Origin of the sequence: Bradyrhizobium ottawaense, assembly GCF_002278135.3 — a bacterium.
GTDB lineage: Bacteria > Pseudomonadota > Alphaproteobacteria > Rhizobiales > Xanthobacteraceae > Bradyrhizobium > Bradyrhizobium ottawaense.
The window spans coordinates 5,217,999-5,233,687 of sequence record NZ_CP029425.2 but is presented as its reverse complement, the minus strand read 5'-3'; the positions used below and the strand labels follow the sequence as shown (position 1 = coordinate 5,233,687).

At 64.5% G+C, this 15,689-nt stretch carries 13 protein-coding genes; 9 read left to right on the top strand and 4 right to left on the bottom strand.

The genetic code is table 11. From position 1 onward, the window contains the following. The first annotated feature begins 43 nt into the window (after nt 1–43). The 8 genes from CIT37_RS25200 (at nt 44) to CIT37_RS25165 (ending at nt 9,317) form a co-directional block, all read left to right on the top strand. Nucleotides 44–1,192 (top strand): ABC transporter substrate-binding protein, encoded by a 1,149-nt coding sequence (locus CIT37_RS25200; protein ID WP_095425777.1) that lies wholly within the window; start codon nt 44–46, stop codon nt 1,190–1,192. A 56-nt stretch (nt 1,193–1,248) separates the two neighbouring features. Continuing rightward, nucleotides 1,249–2,130: a branched-chain amino acid ABC transporter permease gene (locus tag CIT37_RS25195; protein WP_161966476.1), complete on the top strand. Its 882-nt coding sequence runs from the start codon at nt 1,249–1,251 to the stop codon at nt 2,128–2,130. Further along, entirely contained in the window at nt 2,130–3,128 is a 999-nt protein-coding gene (locus tag CIT37_RS25190; RefSeq protein WP_095425779.1) for a branched-chain amino acid ABC transporter permease, read from the top strand. The genes CIT37_RS25195 and CIT37_RS25190 overlap by 1 nt, the downstream gene beginning before the upstream one ends. Next, entirely contained in the window at nt 3,112–4,608 is a 1,497-nt protein-coding gene (locus tag CIT37_RS25185; protein ID WP_095425780.1) for an ATP-binding cassette domain-containing protein, read from the top strand. The genes CIT37_RS25190 and CIT37_RS25185 overlap by 17 nt, the downstream gene beginning before the upstream one ends. An 88-nt stretch (nt 4,609–4,696) precedes the next feature. Beyond that, on the top strand, nt 4,697–5,683 hold the full coding sequence (locus CIT37_RS25180) for a dihydroxyacetone kinase subunit DhaK (RefSeq protein ID WP_095425781.1): 987 nt from the start codon (nt 4,697–4,699) through the stop codon (nt 5,681–5,683). A 1-nt stretch (nt 5,684) separates the two neighbouring features. Continuing rightward, nucleotides 5,685–6,290 (top strand): dihydroxyacetone kinase subunit L, encoded by a 606-nt coding sequence (locus tag CIT37_RS25175; RefSeq protein ID WP_095425782.1) that lies wholly within the window; start codon nt 5,685–5,687, stop codon nt 6,288–6,290. Nucleotides 6,291–6,341: 51 nt separating this feature from the next. After that, on the top strand, nt 6,342–7,742 hold the full coding sequence (locus CIT37_RS25170) for an FAD-binding oxidoreductase (RefSeq protein ID WP_095425783.1): 1,401 nt from the start codon (nt 6,342–6,344) through the stop codon (nt 7,740–7,742). 1,368 nt (nt 7,743–9,110) lie between these two features. Next, on the top strand, nt 9,111–9,317 hold the full coding sequence (locus tag CIT37_RS25165; protein ID WP_095425786.1) for a hypothetical protein: 207 nt from the start codon (nt 9,111–9,113) through the stop codon (nt 9,315–9,317). 275 nt (nt 9,318–9,592) lie between these two features. On the opposite strand, the gene CIT37_RS25160 is transcribed toward CIT37_RS25165, so the two are convergent. Together CIT37_RS25160 and CIT37_RS25155 are read right to left on the bottom strand one after the other, a co-directional pair. After that, nucleotides 9,593–9,838: a hypothetical protein gene (locus tag CIT37_RS25160; RefSeq protein WP_095425787.1), complete on the bottom strand. Its 246-nt coding sequence runs from the start codon at nt 9,836–9,838 to the stop codon at nt 9,593–9,595. Nucleotides 9,839–9,843: 5 nt separating this feature from the next. Then, a complete protein-coding gene (locus tag CIT37_RS25155) occupies nt 9,844–9,966 on the bottom strand; it encodes a hypothetical protein (protein WP_275937767.1) in 123 nt (40 codons plus the stop codon). A 95-nt stretch (nt 9,967–10,061) separates the two neighbouring features. On the opposite strand from CIT37_RS25155, the gene CIT37_RS25150 reads away from it, so the two are divergent. After that, on the top strand, nt 10,062–10,241 hold the full coding sequence (locus tag CIT37_RS25150; RefSeq protein WP_161966475.1) for a PepSY domain-containing protein: 180 nt from the start codon (nt 10,062–10,064) through the stop codon (nt 10,239–10,241). A gap of 554 nt (nt 10,242–10,795) precedes the next feature. On the opposite strand, the gene CIT37_RS25145 is transcribed toward CIT37_RS25150, so the two are convergent. Together CIT37_RS25145 and CIT37_RS25140 are read right to left on the bottom strand one after the other, a co-directional pair. After that, nucleotides 10,796–12,250: a short-chain fatty acid transporter gene (locus CIT37_RS25145; RefSeq protein ID WP_095425789.1), complete on the bottom strand. Its 1,455-nt coding sequence runs from the start codon at nt 12,248–12,250 to the stop codon at nt 10,796–10,798. Between the two features lie 31 nt (nt 12,251–12,281). Next, nucleotides 12,282–15,650: a molybdopterin-dependent oxidoreductase gene (locus CIT37_RS25140; protein ID WP_244611274.1), complete on the bottom strand. Its 3,369-nt coding sequence runs from the start codon at nt 15,648–15,650 to the stop codon at nt 12,282–12,284. Nucleotides 15,651–15,689: the final 39 nt, after the last annotated feature.

Genomic DNA, 15,689 nt, shown 5'->3' with positions numbered 1-15,689 from the left:
GCCCGATCGAGGCGGGAGCTCACTAAAATATCGGAGGACATCCATGGTGCACGTCTCTCGACGCAGTCTGATCAAGGCGCTTGCGCTTGCGCCGCTCGCAACGCCGGCCATCCTAGGCCGCGCCCACGCAGCCGATCCCATCCGCATCGGTATCTCCGGGCCGATGACGGGCCAGTTCGCCCAGAACGGCCAATGGATGAAGAACGGCGTTGCCATTGCGGTGAAGCAGGTCAACGACAAGGGTGGCATCAAGGGCCGCATGATCGATGTGCGGATCGCCGACGATCTGGGTCCGAATCCGACTGCTGCGGCAAATGCCGTCACCAAGCTCGCGACGCAAGACGAGGTCGTGGCGCTGGTCGGCCCGCACTACACGCCCGGGATTCTGCCGAACATTCCTTTGCTCGGGAAATACAAGATCCCGGCCCTGACCGGCGCGACCGGTCCGGTCGTCACCCAGCAGGGCAGTCCCTGGGTGTTTCGCGTGCGTCTCAACGATGCGATCGGTGCGGATCTCCTGGTCAAATACGTCACCGAAGAACTGCAATGGAAGAAGATCGGGCTCGGCTACGTCAACACGGCGTTTGGCCAATCCGGCATTGCCGTGGTCAAGGCGTCCTTGACCAAACGCAATGTCGAGCCGGTGCTGGTGCAGGCGCATACCGATGCGACCAAGGATTTCACGTCGCAGATCCTCGCCTTCCAGCAGGCCAATGTCGACGGCGTCATCGTCTGGACCGACGATCAGCCGGCCGGCCTGATCGCCAAGCAGAGCAAAACGCTCGGCGTGAAATTCGGCATCGCCGGCAACACCGCGTTCTCGCAGCCGATCTTCCTCGGCCTCGCTGGCGAAGGCGCTGACGGCTGCATGGCGATCGGAGAATTCGTCAAGGACAATCCCGACGAGCGCGTACAGGCCTGGAAGAAGCTCTATGCGGCGACCTATCCCGGCGACGAGCCGGAGCTCTACGCCACGGTCTATCACGACGCGGCCAAGCTGATCATCGCGGCGATGGAGCGCGCCGAGACCGTCTCGGGCGAAGCGATCCAGCAGGCGCTCACCGGAATCCGCGACTTCCAGGGAATCGTAACCCGTTACGGCTGGACCGATAACGGCGACATGACCCATTCCGGCATCATCACCAAGGTCGCCGGCGGCAAGCCGGAGATCGTCAAGGTCATCACCAGCTAATGCGGCTGTCGCGCCGCCGGACGTCCGGCGGCCGACGACCGCGATGGGATCATGCGATGTTGCAGACGTTCATTCAAATCGTGCTGGTGGGATTGGCGGTCGGCGCCGCCTATTCGCTGGTCGCGCTCGGCTACACGCTGATCTGGAACGCGGTCTCCCTGGTCAATTTTGCCCAAGGCGACCTCGTGATGTTAGGTGCCTTCGTCTCGGTCGGCTGGCTTGCCAACCGGCTCGGCATGCCGCTGTGGCTGAACCTCGTGACCATGCTTGTGATCCTCGGCTTCTTCGGCGCCGGGCTTGCCTGGGGCATCTATCACCCCTTGCGCAATGCGCCGCAATTGTCGGCGATCGTGGCGACGCTCGGCCTGTCCATGGCGCTGCAGAACATCGCCGTGATCATCTGGGGACCGCAGCCGCTCAATTTCGCAGGCCCCCTCGGCACGACCTCGGTGCATTTGTTCGGTTCGACGATCTACGCGCAATATCTCGTCATCCTGGCGGCGCTGGCGGCCATGATGGCGATCCAGCATATGCTGTTCCAGCACACCGCACTCGGGCGCGCGATGCGCGCCACCGCGCAGGACGCTGAAGCCGCACGCCTGATGGGCATCCCCACCGCGCGCATCATCGCCTTCATCTTCGCCTATGCGACGATGCTTGCGGCGCTCGCAGGCTGGCTGATCGCGCCGCTCTCCTATGTCTCGTCGGACATGGGCGTCAACCTGTCGCTGCGCGCCTTCGCCGCGACCATTCTCGGCGGTTTCGGCTCGATCCCCGGCGCGCTGGTCGGCGGCCTTGCCTTCGGCGTGATCGAGTCGGCCGGATCCTTCTACATATCGTCGGAATATATCGACGTCATCGCGTTCGGCGTGCTGATCGCGGTCCTGATGTTCCGTCCGCAGGGCATCTTTGGCGAACTCGAGCTGGAGCGTCCCTGATGTCCGCTGAAGAAAACTCATTGACGATGCGCACGCTCGCGACCCTGGTGATCGCAACCGCGATCCTCTGCGGGCTGCTGCTGCCGCGGTTTCTGTCGGTCTATTATCTCCAGGTCGCCGACGTCACCCTGATCAACATTCTGCTGGTGCTCGGGCTCAATTTCATCCTTGGCTTCGGTGGCCAGATGTCGCTGGCGCAATGCGCGTTTTTCGGCATCGGAGCCTACGCCTTCACGCTGCTCCAGGCTGCCGGCATGCCGGTGCCGGTCGCCGCGGTCGGCGCGATCGCGCTCTCTGCCGCGGTCGGTATGGCGCTGGGCTGGCCGACCCTTCGCCTCAAGGGCCATTATCTCGCGCTGTGCACGCTCGCCTTCGCGCTGATCGTCGAACGCCTGCTGGTGAACTGGGAAGGTCTCACCAATGGCGCCAACGGCATCACCGCGATCCCCGGCATCGGGCTTGCCGGCGAAAACGACAAGATGCTGTGGGTGCTGCTCGCCGTGGTCGCGATCGCCTATCTGCTCCAAGTCTGGATCGCCAACGGTCCGCTCGGCCTGCGCATCCGCGCGCTGCGCGACGATCCGCTTGCGGCACAAGCCGTCGGCGTCGACATCTCGCGGCTGAAGATCATGCTGTTCGTGATCTCGGCGGCCTATGGCGGGCTCGCCGGCATCTGCTACGTGCTGCTGCGCGGCTATATCAGCCCCGACGTCTTCTCCTGGCAGTCGACCTTTTCCTATCTCGCCATGGCGGTCGTGGGTGGTCTCGGCAGCCCGCTTGGGGCCGTGCTGGGCGCGATCCTCTACACTTTCGTACCGGAGCTCCTGCGCTTCATGCAGGAATATTACTTCGCCGTGTTCGGCGTGATGGTGATTCTCGTCATCACCTTCTTCCCCGCAGGTCTGTCGGGGATGGTCCTTTCCGCCGTCCGCAGCCTGCGCCGCCGCGAGAAACCCTTTGCACGATCGGATGTGACGCAACATGAACGCGCTGCTTGAACTCTCCGGCGTCACCAAACGCTTCGGCGGCCTGACCGCGCTCGAAGGCGTCTCGCTCTCGGTCGCGCAAGGATCGATCCATGCGGTGATCGGGCCCAACGGTTCCGGCAAGACCACGCTGTTCAACATCATCAGCGGCATCTATACGCCGACAGAAGGCGAGGTCCGCTTCGCCGGCGCGGCGGTGACGTCGAAGCCGCTTCATCAACTCGCGGCAATGGGGCTCGCGCGCACGTTCCAAAACACCCGCCTGTTCGCCTCGATGACCGTGCGTCAGAACGTGCTCGCGGCGCGGCACGGGCGGGCGCATCCCTGGCGTTTCGACCAGGACAATGCGCGGCGGGTCGAGGAGATCATCCAGTTCGTAGGACTGGCCGACGTGGCCGATACCAATGCCGCATCGTTGCCGCAGGGCCAGCGGCGCCTGCTCGAAATCGCCAAGGCGCTGGCGCTCGAGCCGCGCCTGGTGCTGCTCGACGAGCCGCATGGCGGCCTCAACCACGCCGAGACCGCGCGGCTGATCGAAGTGATCCGCCAGATGCACGCGCGAGGGATGACGATCCTCCTGATCGAGCACGAGATGGAGGTGGTGATGACGCTCGCCGACCGCATCACCGTGCTCAATTTCGGCAAGGTGCTCGCCGAGGGTTCGCCGGCGGAGATCCAGAGCAACGAGGCCGTCATCGAGGCCTATCTCGGCCGCACCGACCGCGAAGCGGAGCTTCATACGCAAGTCGGCCGCGCGGCCGAGGGCACCGGCGCGCCGCTGCTCGAAGTCGCCGATCTCACCGTCCGCTACGGCGACATCGAGGCCGTGCGGAAGGTCTCGCTCAATGTCGGCACCGGCGAGTTCGTGGCGCTGCTCGGCAACAACGGCGCCGGCAAGTCCTCGACGTTGAAGGCGATCGCACGTCTTGCGCAGGCGTCCGGCTCGGTGCGTTTGGCTGGCCACGAATTGACGAAGGAGCCGACCGAACGCCTCGTCGGCATGGGCCTCGCGCTCGTGCCCGAACGCCGCCGCCTGTTCGGTGGCCTGACCGTGATCGAGAATCTCAAGATCGGCGCCTATGGCCGGCCGCATGCTGAACTGACGCGGCAGATCGAGGACATGATCGAGCTCTTCCCCAACCTGAAGCGCCTGTCAGCCTCGCTCGCCTTCTCGCTCTCCGGCGGCGAGCAGCAGATGCTGGCGATCGCGCGCGCGCTGATGAGCCGCCCACGGCTGTTGCTGCTCGACGAACCGTCGCTGGGCCTGGCGCCGTTGCTGGTCGAGCAGGTCTTCAGCAAGCTCGTCGAGGTCAACCGGCAGGGAACGGCGATCCTGCTTGTGGAGCAGAACGCGCGCATGGCGCTGTCGGTCGCGCATCGCGGCTACGTGCTGAGCTCGGGCCGCATCGTCGCCGAGGGCAGCGCCGCCGAGGTTGCGCGCGATCCCCGCCTGATGGGCGCCTATCTCGGCCATGGCGAGGCCGCCGAATAGCCGGATCGAATTCGATGCTCATGATCGCAAACGATGTCGCGGGCAGGCACGCTATCTGCGTGCCGATTTCAGTCACGGGAGTTGTGCAATGAAGAAACTGATGAATTCACCCGACGCCTTCGTCGACGAGATGCTCGCGGGCCTCATTGCCGCCCATCCGTCGCTGGTGCAGGAGGGACGCGTCGTCCGCCGCGCCGGGGTTGCGAAAAAGGGCAAGGTCGGCATCGTCTCCGGCGGCGGCTCCGGCCATCTGCCGCTGTTCACCGGTTATGTCGGCGACGGCCTGCTCGACACTTGCGCCATCGGCGACGTGTTCGCGGGGCCTTCGGTCGATTCCTGCATCCAGGCAATCCGCGCCGCCGATGGCGGCGCTGGCGTGCTGCGGCTCTACGGCAATTATGGCGGCGACCGCATGAATTTCGATCTCGCCGGCGAGATGGTCGAGATGGATGGCATCGAGACCACGACCGTGCGCGGCACCGACGACATCGCCTCGGCAGCACCGCAGGACAACGCCAAGCGCCGCGGCGTCGCGGGCATCATCTATGCCTACAAGATCGCAGGCGCGAAGGCCGACACCGGCGCGGGTCTCGCGGACGTGACAGCCACCGCGCAGGCTGCCGTCGACGCCTGCCGCACCATCGGGGTGGCGCTCTCGCCCTGCCAGATCCCGGGTGCGGCCAAGCCGACCTTCGAGCTTGGCGCGGACGAGATCGAGATGGGCATGGGCATCCATGGCGAGCCCGGCATCTGGCGCGACAAGCTGCGGCCGGCGGACGAGGTCGCCGACGAAATGGTGCGGCGCCTGCTCGCCGATCCCGTGGCTCACAAGTCGGAACGCGTGTCCGTGCTGGTCAACAGCCTCGGCGCGACGCCGCTGGAGGAATTGTTCATCGTCTATCGCCGCGTCGCGGCGCTCCTGAAGAAGGAGGGTCTGACCATCGTGCGCCCGCTGGTCGGGCATTACGTGACCTCGATGGAGATGGCGGGGCTGTCGATCAGCATGATCCACCTCGATGCCGAGCGCGAACAGCTTCTGGCCGCGCCCTGCGCCTGTCCGTTCTGGAGGGTGTGACGTGGCGATCACGACCAATACACTGCGCCATGCGGCCGCTTGCGCAAGGGAGGCGGCAGCACTCGCGCAGGACGACCTCAACGCCGCCGACGGCAAGATCGGCGACGGCGACACCGGCGTGATGCTGCGCCGGCTGTTCGAGGCCATTGCCGCTGCCATTCCCGATCAGGAGACGGACATAGGCAGCGTCTTCCAGGCCTGCGCCAAGGCTTGCGCCAGCGGCACGGGGTCCAGCCTGGGAACGCTGGTGACGGTCGCGATGATGACGCTTGCGAAGGCGACCAAGGGACGCAGCGAGATCGGCTGGGACGAGCTGGGTGGCCTCCTCGCATCCGTCCGCGATCAGATGATGGCGCGTGGCGGGGCGAAGCTCGGCGACAAGACCGTGATCGACATGATCGACGCGGTCACAATTGCGCTCGACGCGTGCAAGACGCGCGATGAGGCCTCTGAAGCCGCGCAGCATGCCGCCCGCGAAACGCTCGCGGCATTCCGCGACCGACCGAACAAGCTCGGACGCGCCCGCATGTTCGGCGAGCGCACCATCGGGCTCGATGATCCCGGCATGCTCGCCTTTTCGCGCCTGCTGAATGCCGTCGCGGCTTGAAAGCCGCGGGGCGCTGGTGCAGATGGAGGCGGGGACAAGAAGGAGGCCGACATGAACGCCCACGCCCTGCCGCGCCCGGCGCCCGGGATTATCGCCGAGGTCAAGACGCGGCTCGCCGAGCGCCTCGGCGCGCGGGTCACGGCCACGCAGGCGGTGCTCGACCAGCACAGCCATGGCGAGGGCCTGCCGGCGGTCGGCACGCCCGATCTCGTGCTCTTTCCCGAGACCAGCGAAGAGGTCGCCTTCGTCCTCGCGCTCTGCAACGAGCGTCGCGTCCCGGTAACGCCGTTTGGCGCGGGGTCCTCGCTCGAGGGACAGCTCGCCGCGCTGGCCGGCGGCGTGTCTTTGGACATGAGCCGCTTCGACAAGATCCTCGACGTCTCGCCGGACTCCCTCGATTGCCGCGTCCAAGCCGGCGTCACGCGCGAAGCCCTCCATGCCGAAATCCGCGACACCGGCCTGTTCTTTCCGGTCGACCCCGGCGCCAACGCCTCGATCGGTGGCATGGCCTCGACGCGCGCCTCCGGCACCAATGCTGTGCGCTATGGCACGATGCGCGAGAACATTCTCGGCCTCACCGTCGTCGCGCCCGATGGCCGCATCGTGCGCACCGGCAGCCGGGCGCGGAAATCCTCCGCCGGTCTCGATCTCACTCACCTTTATGTCGGCAGCGAAGGCACGCTCGGCGTCATCACCGAGATCCAGCTCAAGCTCTACGGGCTGCCGGAGACGATCGTCGCCGCCGTCTGCCAATTCGCCTCGCTCGAAGGCGCGGTCGCCGCCGTCGTGGCGGCGCTCCAGTCCAATCTGAAGATGGCCCGCATCGAGCTGCTCGACGAGGTGCAGATGCGCGCCGCGATCAGCTATTCGAAGCTCGACTATGTCGAGACGCCAACGCTGTTCCTCGAATTCCACGGCACCCCGGCCGGCGTGCAGGAAGAGGTCGAGATGATGCGGGCGATCACCGCGGACCACGGCGGCGGTGAATTCCAGTTTGCGGAACGCCCCGAGGACCGCAATCGCCTCTGGAAGGCGCGCCACAGTTCCTATCAAGCGGTGATGGCGCTAAGCCCCGGCAAGAACAATATGGGCACCGATGCCTGCGTGCCGATCTCTGCTTTGCCGGCCTGCCTCTTGGAGACCAAGGCTGATATCGTTGCCTCCGGTCTAACCGCGCCGATCGTCGGCCATGTCGGCGACGGCAATTTCCATCTCGGGATCCTATTTGATCCCGGGGACGCGCTAGAGACTGAACGCGCCGAGGCGCTCGCCTTCCGCACCGCGCGCCGCGCCATTGCCATGGGTGGCACTTGCTCGGGCGAACACGGCATAGGGCTCCACAAGATCGTGCACATGCAAACGGAACATGGCGAAGGCGTTGCGCTGATGAAGGCCGTGAAGAACGCACTCGATCCCAATGGGATCATGAATCCGGGAAAGATCTACCCTTGAGCTGCCTGGTCAGGCCAATTCGTGCGAGCCATCCGCCGAATCTACGATCGCAGGGCGGCAGAACTGGTCTGCCACGGGGTACAAAGTGCCTGCTGAACTCGGATGGCGGACAAAGAGGGCATTCTGGCGCGGGCACGCGAAACGAGGCTTGTTGAGCGCGACTTATTTCGTTGGTTGGCCCGGTAGGATTCGAACCTGCAACCAAACCGTTGTGAGCGTGGGCCAACCTGACCTCGCATAGGATAGGGCTCTTCTATCGCTAGCAATATCGCGTCCACGCTAAAGTCCTGCGCATCACCGAGCTTCTTCTTCCAGGCCGACAGCGCCAGCGACATCTCTAACGCGATGCAGCAGATGTTTGCCGCTGCTCTGCAGAAATCGGCGCACCTTTCGCAGTGAACATGTTGAGCCGGTAGCGCGACGATCCCATTCGCCGTTCACCTGCCGTTTGGGAACTATTGTATGCTGTCCTTCTGCTGGGATTGGCACGAAGCTTAAGCGCGGCAATGCAGTGACTATTTATGGCGGATGGCCCTTTGGCGTCGTACCACTCTGCGAGCTTCAGGAGGCGCCGCCTGATGAACGGCTCGGCCAGCTCGGCGATGCCACGCACCCGCTGCGCGAGACCCCTATAGAACTCATGCTCCGTGACGCCACTTCCCCACAACATCAGGTGGCGACAGTTGATTACATCGCGCTGGACGAGGTCAAGGCGTCGCGAGCAGATGCGCGTTGGGCGTTCGTCCCCGACAATTTTTCGCGATCCGCTTGAGTCGGCGAAGTCAGGGAAACTAGATTGGAAATGCAGGGGAAGTTAGATGGCAGTACGCTATCCGGTCAGGAAGGCGTGCCCGACGTGCGGCCGGCCGATGGTTGTCGTGCCCGACGATGTTGCCGAAGGGCGACAGCGGTACGTCTGCACCAACTGCGACGATGACCCGCTGCACGACCCGACGGCCAGAAGGTGGGCGGACAGCCCGCTGCGGCCGCCGGCCAAGTAGCGCCAGAAAAAGATCAGCCCCGGCGTCCGAAGGATCGCCGAGGCCGATTGTCCATCTGTCTTCCATTCCGGGATCCGAATTCGTCCAACCCGCGGGTCGCCTGCTTCGTTCCATCGAAATGCCGGCAGGGTCGCTCTCTGGAGCCAACCCCTTGGTCGCGATCGTCTGAACCCCGTTTCTGAAGCGGCGCCCGGAGTGCCTGGGAGTCCGAGCTCCGCTTCCGGGGTATCGGAACGCGAGCGCGCCGATACCCTGGAAAGCATAGCCTCGGGCATGCCGTCCGCCTTGACACACCGCAAACGCCGGAAGGGTCCTTAAGTAGTCGACCGCAATTTCGTGGATGCGCGTCCGGGCGCAAAGTCGCCTCATGCAGCGTCAGATCCTTTTCAAGTGTCCGCGCACCGGCGTGAACGTCCAGCACCGCTTGGACAAGGACCGGCCGGAGCGCGCCGAAACAGGCGACACCTATGTGTCCGTGCGGTGCCCGGCCTGCATGGCGGTGCACTTCGTCAACAGCATCAGCGGCAGGCTGCTGGGCGACCGAAGCGGGCAATCCCTGCAGCGTCCCGCGTGATCCGTGGCGTCGACCGATAGGAGGCCGAGACTGGCAAGATCGTCGCCGGCGCACCAACTCGTCTGCGAGTGAACGAACATGGGGAGCTGCGATGTCGACGGTCGCAAAGCTGCTTGCGCAGAAGCAGCGGCTCCTGGACCGACTAGAGCGATCCTGGACCAAACGAGCGCGAGGATCGAGACGTTGCTGGCGAGCATCGAGACCGCGCTGAGCTTGCTCGAGCCGGAAGATGCCGCCGGTCCGAGCGACGAGTGATCCGAGCTCGTATCGATCGGTCACAGCGCGCTCAGATCCTCCGGCACCTCGCCGAACTTCCGGATCAGCTTGGCATCGCCGAAGTCGCCACTGGACAGATCTCCGGTCCGCGAGAAGGCGACCGCGCCCATGATGCCGGGCTCGCGCGAGAGCGCTTCGGCGCGCATCACGGCTGCGTTCGCCGAGAGGCACTCGGTTGCTTCGCCGGCGGCAACTCCGTCGTCGGCGGCAACGAAGGGCAGGGCGACGTAGTAGGTTACGTCCATCGCGATTACTCCTTGCGATCGCGCAACGGGTCGAACCGGCCTCGCGCATAGCCGGTGGAGACCGATGCCCGCATCTCGGCGAGCTCGGCCTCGAGAAAACCATTGGCCACGAGCAGCGCCTTCACCACCTCCCGGGCGTCCCCGCCGCAGGCCTCGATGGCCTGGTCGGTGGCGAGTTCGAGATCGCCCTCGGCGGGCGCGGCGGACCTCGCGAACCGGGGCGATGGCGGCGGACCAGCTCAAACGGCAGATCGACGCCCTCGGTTACGATCTCGGCAGATTCGAGCTGGACGACGGCGTCTTCAAGACCCGCATCTTCGACCGTCAAAGCGGACTCCCGGTGAAGGCGAAGTTCGATACCGTCACCGGCGAGTTGCTCCGGGCTGCTCCCGGTTCTCGATGAGCGTCGATGCCGGCACAGGGGGGACCGGATTCTTACGGTCCCCCTGTGTGTGATCATTTACGATCCGCGACTACATTTGCGTTCGATGGAGAGCGATTACGATCCTCGGCGCGAAGCGGAAGCGGCCATGAAGCTCGCCATGGCCGCCGACGGACCGGAGCGACAACGCCTGATTGGCCTAGCCATCGCCTGGCAACGGCGTCCCGGAAATTAGTTACCCCGATTCCATTGAAGGCAAGTGTGAAGCTATCGTTCCTTAACGTGATGTGACGCACGTGGACGCTTGGGCGGCTTCGAGAGCGTCGCGTAGGGCATTCGCGAAAAGGCGCCGTCGCTGAACGTCTTCTTGTGAGCAGAGCTTGATGTTCGATATGGAGTTACGCGAACTGCAGTGAAGAAGAATTGACGTCGTGGCGAGCCGCTCCCTCTTGCATCTAGTTTTATACAGGGACCAGCAACGTGCAATCGGCTCGCGGCGATTCGATCTGATATCGCACCTCGGGATGCCGGGCGGTGAGGTCCCGGCATCCCGCATGATCAGGTCCGACGTTCGATCAAGGCAGAATTGGTGGATGGTAGGTGAAGGTCGTCATCAAAATTGCGGCCAGGATCATGACGATCGGAAAGTGTACGAAGAATTGCACGGACGTGTAGCCGATGAGGTCTTTCGACTTCAGCCCGAGCACGCCCAGCAGAGGCAGCATCCAGAACGGATTGATGAAGTTCGGCAGCGTCTCCGCGATGTTGTAGACCATGGTGGTCCAGCCCAGATGAGCTCCGATTTCGTTGGCCGCCTTCATGATGTAGGGCGCCTCAATGAACCATTTGCCACCGGCTGACGGGATAAAGAAGCCCAGCGCCGCGGAATAGCACCCGATCAGGAACGAGAAGACGGTCGAGTTGGCCGAGACGGTTGCGAACCAGTGGGCGACGGTATCGGAAAGCGTCAGACCGCTGCTGTTTGGTACCTTGGTCAGCATGTGGGCGATTCCTGCATAGAAAGGAAACTGCAACAGCAGGCCCGAGATGCTCGGCGTTCCCTTCGAAAAGGCATCGAGGAGGCTGCGGGGGCGCCAGTGCAGGAGAATGCCGAGCACCAAAAACACGAAATTATAGGTGTTCAGGCCTGACAGGGTGATCAGCGGATTGCCGGATTGAAAGGTCTGCCAGAGCCAGCCCGACGCCAGCGCCACGATCAGGATGGTCAGAACGGGGCTGAACTCGAGAAAGTCGCCGGGCCGGGCCGGCTTCTTCGGCTCGATCCGGTCGTCATCAAGAGAGACGCCGAGATCCTCCGCGGTTCTCGTCAGCGCCTCGTTGGGTGCCGTCAGATGGCAGATCACCGCCGATAGGGCGGTCACGACCAGGATCGTGACCAGGTTTTGCCACGTCAGGATCGTCTCGGAGAAGCTGATGACGCCGGTGATCGGCAGCAGCGAGGCTGGAATGCTGGCCGCGTTGGCCTGAAGCTGGGCGACCGATGAGGTGATGCCGAGCGTGAAGCCGCAGCCAAGGCCGAGATAGCCAGCCGCACCGGCGGCGCGATAGTCGAGCTTGATGTCCTTGCGTCGTGCGATTTCGCGCACCAGGAGGCCGGAGAAGATCAGGCTCAGGCTCCAGTTCAGCAATGACAGCAGGATACTGAGCACGCCGACGAACACCACGGCACCGCGCGCAGTGGAGGGCACGCCGGCCAGCCGTCGCATCAATGCCGCAACGGGGGGAGACATCGCGACGACATAGCCGCCGACCGCGGCAAGCGCCAATTGCATCGTGAACGGAATGAGATTCCAGAAGCCGTCGCCAAAGGCACGGCTGACGGCAAGTGGTGAGCCACCATGCACGATGGTGCCGAGCGCGATCACGACCACGGCGATCAAAACGAAGACGTATGCGTCGGGGAACCAGCGCTCGGCGAAGCGGACCATGTACTGCGAGAATCTCGCAAGCGGGTTCGTTCGTGTCGCTGCTTCGTCGAGGAAGATGGCTTTATCCGTGGTATCGGTCATTGCGGCCCCCATAGTCGCGTTGGTGTTGCGTTCAGTTCAAGACATTTTCCGAGCAAAGTGCGAGCGTGAGCTCCGAGAGCGGAACGGATTGGCAGGTCAGGCACTGGTCGGTCGCGCCGTCGTCGCCGCCGAGCTGTACGAATTTGCCCTCGACGACGCGCATGCGGCAGCTCTCGCATTGGCCGACGCGGCAGCCGCTCGGCAATGCGACGCCGGCCGCCTGGGCCGCATCGAGAAGGGTGCCAAGCTCCGGCGTCCAGGTGAAGCTATCGTCGCTGTCGGCGATGTGGACGGTCTGCGCCCTCAGCGTCCGCGGCACGATCGGCGGAGACGCAAAGGCTTCCGTGAATATGTCGAAGCGCGGAATGCCACGCTCGACCAGTCGGGCCGTCATCGATGCCGTGAAGTCCGGTGAACCGCAGAGATAGGCGAGCGGCCGCAGTGGCAGCAGCGGATCGATCGCCAGCAGGTCCAGCCGTCCGGCATAGTCGTAGTCCGCGGGACGACGATCCTGGGCGCGCGGCGCCGAATACGCCGTGACGAGATCGAGCTCCGGCAGCAGGCCTGCGAGTTCTCGCAACCGGCCGGCAAATGCGTGTTCGCCGCGGTTGCGGCAACCATAGAGCAGCAGCACCCGGGCGACTCGTTCGGCCGGCTTCAGTCTAGCCAACGCTTCGAGGTGACCGATAAACGGCGTGATGCCGATTCCAGCGGCGAGGAAAATCAGCGGCCGGTTTCCGTGCAGAGGCGGCGTGAAAATGCCCCGGGGCGCCTCGATCCGAACGTGATCGCCGACCGCCAGACGATGAACGTGATCGGACAGGTGAACGGTATCGTCTGCGGCTCCGAAAACACCGGACCGGCGTTTCCTGACCGCGATCGACAGAACGTCGCGGCCGCCATGGCCGGTCAGCGAATAGGCGCGGGCAACATCGAGTCCCGGGAGGCTCAGCATGACGTGCTGTCCCGGGCGGAACGCGGGAAGCGCGCCACCGTCCTGCGGCAAGAGCTCCAGTGCGACGACGTCGTCGGTCTCGCGATGAATGGCTGAGACCGCGAAGTCGCGTTTGCCGGTCCAGTGGCCGCGGCTCGCGGTCTCATCCTTGCGGATGTCGCAACTCGTGGCGCGCAACGGCACCGAGCCGCTCACGGGATCGCGGGCCGCATCGCTGAGCGCATCGTTCATGTTCGACGTCGGCGATCCCTCAGGCTGGATCGCGCCACGTCCGAGCGGCGGACAATCCTCCCACCAGCCGAACTCGGCGACGGCGACGCGGTCGTCGAGCGCCTCGTTCAGCCGCACGCGCAGCCGGACTTCGCTGGTGGGGGTCTTGACGATCGCCCAGTCACCATCCCTGAGGTCACGCGCGGCTGCCAGCGTTGAGTTGATCTCGATCGCCGGATCTGGCGTTTTCTTGCGAAGCGAGGCGACGTGACGATGCGACGAGTGGACGAACCAGCCGCTCTTGGCCGTCGTGAGCACCAGTGGAAAGCGGCTGTCGGCGTGGTCAGCGAGCGGACTTTCGGCAGGCTCGATGTGGCCCGGCAGCGGTGCGTAGCCGTGTTCAAGCATCAGTTCCGAATAGATCTCGACGCGGCGCGTGGGCGTGGCAAAGCCGGTGACCGTCCCGTCCTGTCGTGCGAGAGCGTATTTTTCGTGATGAAGCGGCTGCGGGAAGCGCATGCCCTCGGGATGCCGGCGCAACGCGTCAACCGTCACACCGAGCGGTGCAAGCTGATAATTCCAGCCGGCGCGGATGTCGCCGCCGAAGAACTGATCGGCCAGGCCCAGCCTGACTGCAAGTTCGATGGCGATTTCATAGTCCGCTTTGCAAGCGCCTAGCTGAGGTAACATCTGCGGCCGGAGTTGGACCGTCTCGACGGCTTCTTGTGTGATCTCGAATCCGATCTTCAGGGCGTCCCGTTCCCAGGGCATGTTGGCCGGCAGCACGATGTCGGCATTCTCGGCCGTCGGGTTCATGAACATGTCGACGTGGACGTGGAAGTCGAGCGCGCGTAGCGCTTCGCGGTTGCGCGACGAATGACCCTGCGAGACGATGAAATTGGTGCCGAAGCTCATCAGTGCCCGCACCTGGTAGGGTTCGCCGGTCAGGACTGCGCGGCTGAAGTCCCTTGCCGTGATCCATCCCCTGCTCGGCGGCCCGAGCGGCAATTCGTCGAGGCCGAGCGCCTTGGCTCTTTGGTCCGGCGCCAACAGGGAATAGTCGTTGACGGTGCGTGTCGGAGGAGGCGCCAGCCAGACATTGCCGCCCGGCCGATCGCAGGCGCCAGTGAGGGCATAGAGCGTCGCGATCGCCCGCTCGATCATCGTCGCATTGGTGTGCTGGCCGACACCGGTCCAGGAATGATAAGCGAGCCGTGGACTGTTCTCGAACAGTCGGTAGAAATCCGCGATCTTGCTCTCGTCGAGCCAGGTCAATTCCGCCACGCGCGCGAGAGTGTAGGGAGCGGTCTCGGCGGTCAGCAAACGGAAGGCTGTCGCGGCGGTAATCGTACGCCCATCCAGCGCAGCAAGTGTTGCACCAGCATCGAGCTCGCAGGAAGCGGAGTCGAGGGTCGCAAGGCTTGGATCCAAGGCACGCGCCATTCCGGACCGATCCAGCACGACGAAGTTGCCGTCTGATTGCTGGGCCCAGAGTTCGCTCGCGCGAACGAAGCGGCCCGTGTCGGTGTCGATCAGCAACGGCCCGTTGGTCCAGCGCGTCACGAACTCCGCGTCGTAGGAGTTCGTGGCGATGAGGTGCCGGATTGCGCCCATCGCCAGCGCGCCATCCGCACCGGGACGGATACGCAACCAGATATCGGCCTGCTGTCCGGAGCCGTTTGGTTTGGGATCGACCACAGCGACCTGCGCGGCGCGCCGCCGTGCGTCGGCGACGCGCGTTGCCTGGGTAAGCCAGGTGCGGGCCGGATTATGTCCCCACAGCACGATGGCGTCGGCTCGGTCATAGTCGGGAGCGCCGATGCCGCGTCCGAAAGTCAGCGCATGGGCATAGTCCTTGTGCCAGCCGCAGATCTCGACCGCGTAGATCAGATTGGGGCTGCCGAAGCAGCGAATGAAGCGCTCGACCCATTCGAAGCTGTCGACCATCGGCGTGCCGCTCGGCGTGGTCACGGCAAAGGCCACCGCTTCGGCTCCGGATGTCTTGCTGATGTCGCCGAGCTTCCCGGCGATATCGTCCAGCGCTTCATCCCAGGAAATTTCGATCCAGCCGGGATCCGCCGCGTCTCGGGGCGCGGTCCGGCGAAGCGGTTTGCTGAGGCGGCGCGGACTGTGCACCATTTCGGGCGCGGCCCGCCCCTTCGCGCATAGCGCTCCTCCGGTCGGATGTCCGGGCAGGGTCTCGACAGCAGTCAGTCGGCCATTTTCGACGACCATGGTCGATCCGCATCGGGATCGGCAAAGCGTGCAATAGCC

What these genes read in the sequence shown, in the direction of transcription:
- CIT37_RS25200 (WP_095425777.1), top strand. Translation starts at nt 44, where the DNA reads ATGGTGCACGTCTCTCGACGCAGTCTGATCAAGGCGCTTGCGCTTGCG.
- CIT37_RS25195 (WP_161966476.1), top strand. Translation starts at nt 1,249, where the DNA reads ATGTTGCAGACGTTCATTCAAATCGTGCTGGTGGGATTGGCGGTCGGC.
- CIT37_RS25190 (WP_095425779.1), top strand. Translation starts at nt 2,130, where the DNA reads ATGTCCGCTGAAGAAAACTCATTGACGATGCGCACGCTCGCGACCCTG.
- CIT37_RS25185 (WP_095425780.1), top strand. Translation starts at nt 3,112, where the DNA reads ATGAACGCGCTGCTTGAACTCTCCGGCGTCACCAAACGCTTCGGCGGC.
- CIT37_RS25180 (WP_095425781.1), top strand. Translation starts at nt 4,697, where the DNA reads ATGAAGAAACTGATGAATTCACCCGACGCCTTCGTCGACGAGATGCTC.
- CIT37_RS25170 (WP_095425783.1), top strand. Translation starts at nt 6,342, where the DNA reads ATGAACGCCCACGCCCTGCCGCGCCCGGCGCCCGGGATTATCGCCGAG.
- CIT37_RS25165 (WP_095425786.1), top strand. Translation starts at nt 9,111, where the DNA reads ATGCAGCGTCAGATCCTTTTCAAGTGTCCGCGCACCGGCGTGAACGTC.
- CIT37_RS25160 (WP_095425787.1), bottom strand. Translation starts at nt 9,838, where the DNA reads ATGGACGTAACCTACTACGTCGCCCTGCCCTTCGTTGCCGCCGACGAC.
- CIT37_RS25150 (WP_161966475.1), top strand. Translation starts at nt 10,062, where the DNA reads ATGGCGGCGGACCAGCTCAAACGGCAGATCGACGCCCTCGGTTACGAT.
- CIT37_RS25145 (WP_095425789.1), bottom strand. Translation starts at nt 12,250, where the DNA reads ATGACCGATACCACGGATAAAGCCATCTTCCTCGACGAAGCAGCGACA.
- CIT37_RS25140 (WP_244611274.1), bottom strand. Translation starts at nt 15,650, where the DNA reads ATGGTCGTCGAAAATGGCCGACTGACTGCTGTCGAGACCCTGCCCGGA.